Genomic DNA, 11,356 nt, shown 5'->3' on the forward strand with positions numbered 1-11,356 from the left:
CTCAGACCTCCATCACCGAAAAGAAGATCGAGAACAAAGCATCCAAAGCGATCACCAGAAAGATGGATTGCACAACCGAAGCCGTGGTTCGTTGCCCGACGGATTGGGCAGACCCCTTGACCTGCATGGCCTGCCAACAAGCAATTACGCCGATGACCAAAGCAAAGAAGGGGGCCTTGATCATGCCAATTGCGAATTGCCAAATACCGGTGTTTTCTTTCAGGCGCGTGACGAACATACCGGGGCTGACACCCAGATCAACCCAACTCATCAATCCGCCGCCGATCAGGGCGGCAAGGTCGGCGATGAAGCCAAGGATCGGCAGCATGATCAACAGGGCAACAACACGCGGGATCACCAACACCTCGATTGGGTCCAAACCCAATGTGCGCATTGCGTCGATCTCTTCCTGAACCTTCATCGAGCCAATCGAGGCGGTAAAAGCCGAGCCTGAACGCCCCGCAACGATGATCGCTGTCAGCAAAATGCCGAGCTCACGCAAAACTGAGATCGAAATCAGTTCGACCACAAAAATCTCGGCGCCGAACTGCTTTAGCTGGGTCGCGCCCTGAAAGGCCAGTACGACGCCGATCAGAAACCCCATAAGGGCAACGATCGGGATGGCCTTGAGTCCGGTCTCTTCCATTTGCGAGACCAAGGCCGCTTTGCGCAGACGGCGCGGCATTAGAATTGTACGGACAAGGCGATGCAGCGTCAGACCCAGGAAGCCCAGCAGGGATAGCATGTCTTTTCCGGCCTGGGCGGTGCGTTTCCCGACACTTGCGACCCAGTCGGTAAAACTGCGCTTTTCAGTTGCCACACCGGGGTCGTCGGGAATGTTTTCCGCCACGGTCTCTAAAAGAGCGGAATGAGCGGGCTTTAACCCTTCATAATGTACGTTTGCGCCACTTGCCTTTGCGCGCCGCGCAACATCGGCAATCAGCCATGCGCCACCGGTATCCAGTGCTCCGACCTTCGAAAGATCGACAGTTAGTTCGTTACTGTCTGCTCGAAACCCTTCAAACGCCTTTTCGACTATGTCCAGGGATTGAGTCACCAGATCACCCGAAACCCGCAGGTAAACGCCGTTGGCGTCACGGTCCGACTGTATCACTGGCTGCGTCATGAGCGTATGTGATGGCAAAGGACATTGACCTGCAACGGATTTTTGCGAACTACGTTGTATTTCTTGCCGCTCAATAGCGTCTAAGTGACATCTCCAGACACCAAAGTCATGGTTGAGGTTGGTTTTGCGCTCAACTGGGCCGACCGGTGCAAGATCATTTCAAATTAATCTGTTGCTTCTGTTGCAAGGGCGCGCGGGGCGAAAATCCGATGGGTCGTGACTCAGGTGTTGCGGGGTTCTGCGAACCAAGACAGAGTTCGGTCTGGCGCCACTGACGTGGAATCAGGGAGAGCGAAATGCGGCACGCTAAGAATGTTCTGTTCATCATCATAGATCAGTTGCGCGCCGACTGTCTGAACGGCGCTTTAGCGGCCCATGTCGATCTGCCAAACCTGCGTGCATTCATGGACGAGGCGGTGACGTTTGACCGGCATTTTTCGGTGACCAACCCCTGTGGCCCTTCGCGTGTGTCAATTCTGACCGGGCAATATGCGATGAACCACCGGTCGGTTCGCAATGGAACCCCGTTGCGGCATGATACCCCGAACATCGCGACCGAAATGCGCAAAGCCGGCTATCTGCCCATGCTGTTTGGATACACGGATACATCTGCCGACCCTAGGGTGCATGATCACAACGATCCGATCCTGAAATCCTATGAACACCCAATGGCTGGGTTTCATGAGGTCCTCGAAATGCGGTTGGAGGAATCCTATCCTTGGCGCGGACATCTGATGCAAAAGGGTTATGCGTTCGAAGACTACTGGGACGTTCACAAGCCGGTCGCGCCGGATGGGGGTGATCCCCGATTGAATGACCCTGCGATGTATCGGGCGGAAGACAGCGATACTGCCTTCCTGACGGACGTGTTCTTGAACAGCATGGCGCCTTATGTTGGCCAAGACTGGTTTGCCCATCTGACCTATATTCGACCACACCCGCCATTGGTCGCCCCGGCACCCTACAACGATATGTATGACCCAGCGACCCTGCCTCGGCCCGAAGGGTTCTCCAATCCGTTGGATGAGCGGGCGATGCACCCGTTTATTGGCCCGACAATTGACAATACGTCTGCCGGTGATTTTGTTCTGGGCTTTGACGGGGTTGAGCCGACGCTTGAAAAAACCCAATCGCTACGCGCCGTTTACTTGGGCCTTGCGACCGAGGTTGACCATCACATCGGGCGTGTCGTCCAGTTCCTGAAGGATAGCGGCCAATACGACAACACGATGGTTGTCATCACTGCGGACCACGGAGAGATGCTGGGCGACCGACACAGCTGGGGCAAGATGGCGGTCTTTGACGCCGCCTATAAAACGCCATTGATGATTAGGGACCCCAACAATCAATCGCATGCCGGGTCGGTGATCTCGGTACCGACGGAATCCATCGACATAACCCCGACGATATTGGATTGGGTCGGCCAGCCGATCCCAAATTCCATGGACGGCCGATCGTTGCTGCCGCTGATGCAAGGGCAAATCCCCGACGATTGGCGCACATATTCCTTCAGTGAATTGGATTTTGCCGAACCAGAGCAACCTACGATCTGGCAGCAGGTTTTGGGGACGGGCAATAGCGATTCATGTCTGGGCATCCTGAGGGATGAGCGTTTCACTCTGGTCGAATTCGCCGCAGACCTTCCGCCCATGCTGTTTGATCAGCAAGATGGTGGAGAATTGCGGAACAAAGCAAATGATCCCGAATGTATGTCGGTCTTGATGCGCCTATCCAGACAAATGTTGCGCCATCGGATGCAAAATATGGATCATACGCTGTCCCTGGATTCCATTACGGCGGATGGTCCCAAGACCCAACCCAGGTATTGAAAGCAAAATATATGCGACCAGTTTTTCCAATCTGTCGCGCTGTTGCCCTCTACACCTGTAACAGATCCGGTGTTACGCATGTGTCGCGGGGAGGATGGGTTTGGAAATATCCGAGCAACAGATAAAATCTATGACGACAGCTGGTCTGAACCTGATCGGCCAGGCCCTGTCAATTTATGACAGCCAGCTTCGGCTGGTGGTCAGCAATCGACCGTTTCAGACAATGTTCGATCTGCCGGACCATCTTGTCCAGCCCGGCGCGTTGTTCAGTGATACGATCCGGCACCTCGCATCCAGTGGCGAGTATGGATATGTCGATGACGTCGAAGAGGCCGTCGATCTGCGTGTCAATCAGGCTTTGACATTCGAATCTCATTACATCGAACGTATTCGTGCCAACGGTCAGGTTATCTCGGTCGAGGGTGCCCCACTACCCAAAGGCGGGTGGGTGGCGGTCTATACCGACATTACAAATACAAAACAGGCCGAAGCCCTGCTGCGTGCCCGATCCGAGGAACTATCTGGCCAGTTGCTCGACCGGGCTGAAGAATTGTCTGCAACGAACAGAAAACTGGCGGCGACAAATTCGGCGCTGGAAGAAGCCAAGCGCCAGTTGACCGAAATTGAAGCGCGCACCCGTATGACGACCGAAATGATGCCGGCCCATATTGCGCATCTAGATGCCGATGGCCGCTATGATTACTCCAACCGGCGGCTCAACTCGGTCATGCCCGGTCGCCCTTCCGAGATTTTGGGTATGCATATTTCGCAGGCGTTGGGCAATGCTGCCTTTACTCGCGTCGAGACGCATTTACAAAAGGCCTACGCTGGCGAGACCTCTGTTTTTGAGTTTACCGAAGACCAGGATTCCAGACGGATTCGCGTATCCTTCACGCCTGATGGCGAGGGTGGCGTTTACATCATGTCCGTCGACATCACCGAAGAGACGCAGGCGCGCGTCGCGCTGCAGCAAACCCGTCGCCGCGCGATGGCTGCACAGATGACAAGCGGGTTGGCGCATGATTTCTCGAACCTATTGACCATTATTCTGGGCATGCAGTCTCAACTGGAAAAAATGGATTTGTCGGAAGAGGCTTTGGAACTGATCGACGCGACCAAGCAGACAGCACGCAGGGGGGGACAATTGCTGAATCGCATTGCGGATATGACTGGTAACCGGACACCTCAGCCAAAAGCGACAGACATGCGCGGGCTGCTGGAAGATCTGCGCATTCTGGCCTCTCCATCTTTGCCGCGCGGGGTCGGCCTGTCGTTGGTGAATACATTGCCTGACAAAGCTCTTATGCTGGATCCAGGAATGGTTCAGGACGCCTTGCTGAACCTGGTTTTGAATGCGCGCGACGCTTGTGGTGAAACCGGTCAGATTACAATCAGCGCCCACACAATCGGTGAGATATGGACGGAAATAGCAGTGTCGGACACGGGCCCCGGGTTTTCGAAAGATGCGTTGGATAAGGCGCTGAACCCATTTTTTACAACCAAAGGCGACAAAGGGTCAGGCCTTGGTTTGCCGATGGTCTACGACACCGTCAAGTTGGCCGGGGGCGACCTGAGTCTGCGCAACACTCCGTCAGGTGCGTCGGTTATTTTGCGATTGCCGTACCGTGCGGCCCCGCCGGTACAGGAGGGGTTGGTTTTGTTGGTCGAAGACAGCAACGATCTGCGCAGTCAATTCCGCGATATGTTGGTCGACATCGGGTTTGCAGTGATTGAGGCGACGTCTTGTGACGAAGCCATCGCCCTGGCAAAAGATGTCAAAGACATTGCTTTGGTGCTGTCCGATATTCGCCTTGAAGGGCAGGAGACGGGTTTGGATCTTTTGGCAAAACTGGAGCCCGCCTTGCCCCGTATCCTTATGACATCCTTGCCTTATTCCGATCCGTTGTATCGCGAGGCGCTGAAACGTGCGCCGGTGCTGCGGAAACCCTTTACCCGGGCGCAACTGTCCGCCCTGATCCGTGACGAGGCTGCCTGATGACCCAACCGCTGGTGACCATCGTCGATGATGAGCCCGAGATCCGGCGCATTCTGACCGACGCGCTTGAAGAAGCAGGCTTTCGCACCCAGAGTTTTGCGCGCGCGCGGGAATTCGAAGCGTCGCTCAAACGGGTCACGCCGGACGTATGTCTGGTTGACTTGTCATTGCCGGATACGGACGGGTTGGCACTGGTCCATCGGTTGGCGCTGGAGCAGGGGGCTTCGGTCATTATCATATCCGGTCGTGCTCAGGTTCAGGATCGTGTCACCGGTTTGGAGCTGGGGGCGGATGACTATATTACCAAGCCATTCGACCCTGCCGAAGTTGTGGCGCGCATTCGGGCGCGGTTGCGGTCCCCCAAGGCGCAGACCACACAGTCTGACGTGGCGCGTTTCAACGGTTGGACGGCTTATTTTGATCGCTACATCCTAGAAGACGGATCCGGCGCCGAGACCCCGTTCAGTCATGCAGAGGGAGAAGTTCTGAGGCTGTTTCTGGAAAGTCCCAAGCGATTGATCAGCCGCACTCAGATGCAAGATGCCCTGGGTGGCGCTGCCGGCGACAGTTTCGATCGTGCGATGGATGTCAGAATTTCCAGGTTGCGGACCAAACTGGGCGAAGACCCCAAAAACCCTCGCCTGATCAAGACTATCTATGGTGCCGGATATATATTTTTGGGTGATGTTGAATGGTAAGCAATGGTCTAAACGACGTCCTGCCGCGTTAATACTTGGGGCACCAGTTTGTCGTTTGACGCTGCACTTTTTTATTCGCGCAGAGCGCGATCCTTAATCTTGATTACGGGTTGCAAAAGGTAGTCCATAACTGTTTTCTTGCCTGATAAGATATCCACTTCGGCAATCATCCCAGGTATGATCTCGACGGCAACGCCGCTTGCGTCCAGAATAGCGTGACGTGTCTGGATTTCGATGACGAATACCTCTTCATCATTACGTTCCGGCCTTGTCACCGTGTTCGCGCCTATGCGGGTGATCTCACCATCCAGCGCGCCGTAACGCGCAAAGTCATAGGCCGTAATTTTCACCTTAACGAGCTGGCCTGCGTGCAAAAACGCGATATTTTCTGGGCGAACATAGGCCTCGACCAGCAGCCTGTCGTCTAGTGGAACAATCTCGATCAGCTCTTCGCCGCTGCGTGCCAAACCGCCAATCGTTGTCCGGTGAACGCGATTTACGATTCCCCGCACCGGTGATCTGATCTGTGCGCGATCCGCGCGGTCTTGCAAGGCCGGCAAGGACGGCCGAAGTGCTGCGAGTTCGGCTGTCGAGACCGCAAGGTCGGTCAGAGCCGCGCTCCGGAACCTGCTATGCGCGGCTTGAATACGATCGTTGATTTCTTCCAGTCCGGTTTTCAACCTTTTGGTCACTGCAACTGCACGGACCTTGCGACCCTCCCATTCGGCGGAACTGCGGCGCAGCGACAAAAGCGTTGTCGCAGGTTCCATTCGTTTTTCCACCAAGGGGGTCATGATGGCGCGTTCTTCGGCCAGGATCCCAAGCGTTTCTTCGGCTGTCACTTGGTCCACCAGTCCTTCCTCATACTCGCGGTGGCGCTGCTCACGCTGTCGCTCCAGAATGGCAACTTCAGCAGCCAGTTCCGCCTGACGACCCTGATACAAAGCAGTTTCGGATCTGACGACTTCTGGCGCGCCTTCAATCAGCTTTCCTGAGAAGGTAAGCTGGGTGCCGTCAATCTCTGCCTGCAATCGTTGGGCACGAGCCATTAATCCATACGCGCGCTGTTGTTCCTGGCTCAACTGACTGTCGATTTGCGTTGTGTCGAACTCCATCAACAGTGTTCCCTTGTCGACAACCAACCCTTCCGCGACGTGCAAGGATTGCAATACTCCGGGTTCTGTTGCCTCGATTAGTTGAACGTCTGCCGACGGCACAATCCGCCCGTCTACGCGGGTCACGTCGTCCAGTTCCGTCATATAGGCCCAAAGCCCGGCGGAGACGAGACAGGCAAGGATAACAAGCAACAGGAGAGACCCCCCCAACGGAGATTTTCCCCGCATTTCTCTTGCCATAATGGCAAGGTCAGGATGCCGCGACATTCAGATGCCTCCCTGTTGAGTGCGCGCGCTGAGTCAGCATGCTTTTTGGACCGTCTGCGCCGACCCGGCCGCGTTCGATAACAATGACCCTGTCGACCAGATCAAGCAGGCTGCTCCGATGTGTGACGATAACCATTGTGGCGTCATTGGTTTCTTGCTTCAGACGCTTGATAACTTCGGCTTCGGTCTTCACGTCCATTGCACTGGTAGGTTCATCCAACAGCAACACTGGTGGGCGTCCAATCAACGCGCGGGCAAGCGCGATGGCTTGACGCTGGCCGCCCGATATTCCTTCGCCACGTTCTGCCAGTTGTTGGTCATAGCCGTTGGGGCAATGCGCGATAAAATCTTCAACCCCGGCCACCTGGGCGGCTCTGATCAAATCTTGATCCCTGGCCCGGATCGCACCGCTGGCAATGTTTTCGCGAATTGAGCCGGAAAAAAGCCAAACGTCCTGCAAAACCGAACCGACATTGCGACGTAGGTCGCCAGGGTCAATCTGACGGATATCGACCCCATCCAGCAATACCGAACCGGTTCTCGGCTCGAATAAACCGAGCATCAAACGCGCGATGGTGCTTTTCCCAGATCCGATCGCGCCCAGAATGGCAACTTTTTCACCCGGCTCTATGTCGAATGAGACACCAGAAAGCGCATCATCGGCTTGTTCTGGATAGGCAAAATGCACATCTTTAAAAGAGATGCGGCCTTCAACATGTGGTCGACTGATCCAGTTGCGTCCTTCGGGCCGCTCATTTTCCGCCTGCATCAAAGCGTTCAGATTTCGATACGCGCTGCGCGCCTGGTTCACACGTGTGAGTGTTTGGGCAAGCTGCCCCAATGGCGCCAGCGCGCGTCCAGTCAGCATTACCGACGCGATTAACGCACCCATACTTGCCCGCCCTTCAGTGATCAGGAACACGCCGAAGAAGACAATCAGGACTTGCGCCGCCTGTTGCGTGAAGCCCGTCAGATTCAATGCGAACTGGGTAACTGTTCGGCTGCGGACTCCATGCGAGGACTGCCGCTCGATAGCATCTTCCCATCGCGCCCGCATTTGTTTTGCCGCTGCAGTTGTTTTGATGGTTTCAAGACCGGAAACCGTCTCGACCAGTACGGATTGTTTTGACTGACCGTCCGCAAAGCTTTTTTCGGCCAAGCGCGATAATATTGGTTGCACTACCAGGCCCGCAATCAAAACAATCGGAACGGCAAGGGCAGGTATCAGCGCCAGGGGTCCACCAACGAGGTGAATGACCAATATAAAGAGGGCGATGAAGGGCAGGTCCACGAGGGCGACCAGAGTTGCCGATGTAAAAAACTCGCGCAGAGTTTCAAATTCGCGGATTGTGCTGGCCATAGCACCGGTCGATCCGGTCCGCGATTTCATTTTGATGTTCAAAACCTGGTCAAAAACGCGCCGCCCCATAAACAAATCGGCCTTTTGCCCGGCCCGATCAATAAAGCCAGCGCGCAAGAGTTTGAGGGCGAAATCGAAAGCAAGGGCAAGACCAACCCCTGCGGTCAGTGCGATAAGGGATTCCGTCGCCTCATTCGGAAGAACCCTGTCATAGACGACCATGATGAAAACGGATGTGGAAAGGCCCAGGAAATTAGCTACCGCCGCAGCAAGCACCACTTGCGCATAAGACCAGCGGTTTGCCAACATGGCCGACCAAAACCAATGCCCGGATGCGGTCTTGTTTCGGCCCTGCGTTTCCTCGTTGTGGCTGCGCCGAAACAAAAGTGCGTACCCGGTGTAGCGATTTCCTATAACTTTCTCTTCAACCTCTCCGATGCCTTCACCCATCTCAGGGTCGAAAATCAGAAGATGGCCGCTCTTGGTACGCCCGTGAAACACAACTGCTTTTTCATCCTCCAACAGAAAAATTGCTGGGACTAGTGAGTCATCGAAATCCACAACTCTTCGCGACCCAAACCCAGCCTGCAACCCGGCATGGCGCGCCACCGCAATCGCCTCGCGTTGGGTCAAATGGCCTGTGGTGCCGGATTGCGCTGCGTGAAGTGCCCCGACCGTAAGTGAGCGATCAAGATGCGCGGCGACGTGCAGCAGGCAGGTTTCTAACGGAGAAAGCTCTTGTTTAGGTGTTAAAGGTTTCAACGCGGCCATGAATCTACGCCTGTGTTTGCAATTGAAATACCGAGATAATCCAGGATGTCCCCGGTCAGACTGAGGGCGGCGTAGTTTGTAAGGAAGAAGCTTTGTTCCGCCAAAATCAGCCTTTGCTGCGCGTTCACATAGTCTCGCTGGGCATCCAATATCTCGACCAAGCTGCGTCGGCCGATGGTGAATTGAGCCCTCGCAGCTTCCACGCTTTCGGCGTTAGCCTGGGCAGCTAAACGAGCCGCCTGCAGGCGAACCGCTCCCGCGTCCTGATCTGACCGGATGAACTCTAACTCGCGGCGGATTTCTCGAATTAACGTCTCACGGGCGAATTCGGCCTCTTTTACCTGAGCTTGGGCTGCAGCTATGGCGGCCTTACGTTGACCGGTGCTGTCCAGTTCATAGTTAACGGACAGGTCGACACCGAAATTAGCATCATTGCTGTCATCGCGATCAGCAAAAGCCGCGATCTCTACACCTGGCTGCCGCCGCGCAATGGCTGCGGTGTGCTCGGCCTTTGCGGCGATCAAAGCGGCATTCGCACGTCGTACTTTTGGGCTGTCCAAAACGATTTGCGAATCCGTTCTGGCCAATTTGGGCGCAGCGACTGGAGCGGTAAGTGCCCCCGGTGGGCGTCCGAAGACTTCCTGGTATTGTGCCTCGGCCCTGTCTGTCCGGGCTTCTGCATCGGCAAGCTGCGTTCGCGCGTCTGCCATACGCGAGCGTGCGGTCAAAACGTCGGCATTTGAGCCCACGCCCTGCGTGCTGCGTTCCGTGATCTGGCGCACGATCTCGGCGTGCACCTCAACGTTCTGGGTTGAGATTTCCAGGATCTTGCGCCGATCAAGGACCGCAACATACGCTTCGATCGCGGCGAGGGCCAACGCCGCTGCGGTTTGCAGCTGACCGCCTCGGCTTTCGAGGACGCGAGCCTGAGCCGCAGCCAGTTCGCCCGACGCAGCACCTCCGTCAAAGACGAGTTGCGAAACGCGCAGATACGGGGTGAAGTCTGCAATATCGGAATTCACACGCTGTGATCGCGCATTAATGCCCATTGATACGCGAGGAAGGAAAGCACCCTTGGCCGCATTTTCGTCAGCGTCTGCGATTTCCAGTCGTGTCGCGCTTTGCGCGAGGTTTGGGTTAGTTTCGACAGCCGCCCGCACCTTTTGACCAAATTCGCTTTGCGTCAGACGTGGAAGGGGCCGCTGCGCGCCAGCCCCAACAGAACCTGCTGACAGTGAAACCTCTACGCCCGTAAGGTCAGGCGGAGGTGCGCAAGCCGCCATTAAAGGAATACACAGACAGGCAAGATACTTTAGGCCAGAGTTGCAGCAGATCAGAGGCATATTCACACCTCACCGGTCACTAAAAGTTCGTCATTATGCGCGTGTGCCATGGCGGTAAGGAAACGCGAAATGTCTGAATTTTCGGTGTATTGCTTTTGAAGTTTTGGCTTTGCCAGCTGCTCCTGTGCCTGCGACAGCCAAGAAATGTGTGATAGTGATACTTGGTGGGCGTGCAGCAATTGAATTGCACCGACATCAAACAACGCAAGCTTCTCTGTCTGCGAAAGAGCCTTCAGGCGTCGGACATTCAGGACCAGGTACCCCGTCGGCAAGGCGACGTTTTCGTAGCTGGTCATTTTTTCAAAAAGACCCATCTCTTGAATGACTTTACACACGGACCGAATGTCCTTTGCCGAAGCCTCTCGTGCTTGGATAAACCTGAGGACGTTTAAAAGTTCAGCGGTCAACTCACCAGCGTCGGTAAAGAACGGTTCGTCCTCCGGAGTGTCAGTGACCAGGCCAGAAGATTCATCGACCTGAAGTTGTGGCTCACAATCCGTTTTACTCGGCAAACCCGCTTGAAAGGGCGGGCACCGTAACGCGGACGGAATGTAGGTGGCCAACCATCGGCCTTCGTCGGACACAAAAGGGGTTGGCGCGTCCGTGTTAATTGACAAAAGCGCTACAGGTTCAATTTCCCCCTCGGATTCGCGAAACAATACCGGGTACGTGGCCGCGACGAGCAGAATTTCTTTCTCGACAATCGAGCAAGCCTGCTGGGTTTCCGCAAAGTGGTAAGATGAAAAACGCTTCCAGTATTTGCCACTGTGCCGCTCATATGTGACTGGAAACAGGCCGTTCTCTGCCATGTTTGATCCTTTGGTGTATGGAGTGGCTGCCGGTTGAAAAGC

8 protein-coding genes are annotated in these 11,356 nt (G+C 55.3%); 3 read left to right on the forward strand and 5 right to left on the reverse strand.

Features of this window, described 5'->3' with window-relative positions; genetic code table 11:
* Nucleotide 1: 1 nt before the first annotated feature.
* Nucleotides 2-1,126, reverse strand: a complete 1,125-nt coding sequence (locus tag AC2FJE_RS10755; protein ID WP_496756082.1) for an MlaE family lipid ABC transporter permease subunit — start codon at nt 1,124-1,126, stop codon at nt 2-4.
* Between the two features lie 296 nt (nt 1,127-1,422).
* Here AC2FJE_RS10755 and AC2FJE_RS10760 point away from each other — a divergent pair, with 296 nt between their 5' ends.
* The 3 genes from AC2FJE_RS10760 (at nt 1,423) to AC2FJE_RS10770 (ending at nt 5,649) form a co-directional block, all read left to right on the forward strand.
* Nucleotides 1,423-2,955, forward strand: a complete 1,533-nt coding sequence (locus AC2FJE_RS10760; RefSeq protein ID WP_496756080.1) for a sulfatase-like hydrolase/transferase — start codon at nt 1,423-1,425, stop codon at nt 2,953-2,955.
* Nucleotides 2,956-3,085: 130 nt separating this feature from the next.
* The gene (locus tag AC2FJE_RS10765) at nt 3,086-4,951 is read left to right on the forward strand and encodes a PAS-domain containing protein (protein ID WP_496697732.1); all 1,866 of its coding nucleotides are present in this window, start codon (nt 3,086-3,088) and stop codon (nt 4,949-4,951) included.
* Complete coding sequence (locus AC2FJE_RS10770) at nt 4,951-5,649, forward strand: response regulator transcription factor (protein WP_058274613.1); 699 nt, start codon at nt 4,951-4,953, stop codon at nt 5,647-5,649. Before AC2FJE_RS10765 ends, AC2FJE_RS10770 begins: the two co-directional genes overlap by 1 nt.
* Nucleotides 5,650-5,720: 71 nt before the next feature.
* Here the strand turns inward: AC2FJE_RS10770 and AC2FJE_RS10775 are convergent, their stop codons facing one another.
* Genes AC2FJE_RS10775 through AC2FJE_RS10790 form a run of 4 tightly spaced genes read right to left on the reverse strand, consistent with a single transcriptional unit; the run spans nt 5,721 to nt 11,314 of the window.
* Nucleotides 5,721-7,031 carry an HlyD family type I secretion periplasmic adaptor subunit gene (locus tag AC2FJE_RS10775; protein ID WP_496760932.1) on the reverse strand — a complete coding sequence of 437 codons (1,311 nt, stop codon included), beginning with the start codon at nt 7,029-7,031 and terminating at the stop codon, nt 5,721-5,723.
* Nucleotides 7,015-9,162, reverse strand: coding sequence for a type I secretion system permease/ATPase (locus AC2FJE_RS10780; protein ID WP_496760933.1), 2,148 nt, complete (start codon nt 9,160-9,162; stop codon nt 7,015-7,017). Before AC2FJE_RS10780 ends, AC2FJE_RS10775 begins: the two co-directional genes overlap by 17 nt.
* Entirely contained in the window at nt 9,150-10,505 is a 1,356-nt protein-coding gene (locus tag AC2FJE_RS10785; RefSeq protein ID WP_496756076.1) for a TolC family protein, read from the reverse strand. Before AC2FJE_RS10785 ends, AC2FJE_RS10780 begins: the two co-directional genes overlap by 13 nt.
* Before the next feature lie 2 nt (nt 10,506-10,507).
* The gene (locus AC2FJE_RS10790; protein WP_496756074.1) at nt 10,508-11,314 is read right to left on the reverse strand and encodes a SapC family protein; all 807 of its coding nucleotides are present in this window, start codon (nt 11,312-11,314) and stop codon (nt 10,508-10,510) included.
* Between the last annotated feature and the right edge of the window lie 42 nt (nt 11,315-11,356).

Source organism: Ruegeria sp. CDSC002 (assembly GCF_059610905.1).